Annotated in this window: 1 pseudogene; it reads left to right on the forward strand. The window is 61.6% G+C overall.

Annotated features, from left to right (window positions below):
• Positions 1 to 279: pseudogene (locus tag Q0859_RS21475) on the forward strand (IS30 family transposase); the annotation flags it as partial.

Raw genomic sequence — 279 nt, forward strand, 5'->3', positions numbered from 1 at the left:
GCCGCAGGCCACGCGGCTACCGCAGGCACAGCCGGACCCATATCTTCGACGTTCAAAGCCTGTCTCACAGGCCCGATCATATCTCTGAACGTGTGGAGTTTGGCCACTGGGAGTGCGATCTGACGATGTTCCGCAAGGAGCATGGAAAGGTGAACGTCACGTCTCTGGTCGAACGCGTCAGCCGTTTCGCCGTGGTGATGCATAACGAGGATCGCCAGTCCAAGCCCATCATGGAGGCACTGATCCAGGGTCTGGCTCCCCTGCCCGCCGACGCGCGCC

Source organism: uncultured Tateyamaria sp., from assembly GCF_947497045.1.
Lineage (GTDB): Bacteria > Pseudomonadota > Alphaproteobacteria > Rhodobacterales > Rhodobacteraceae > Tateyamaria.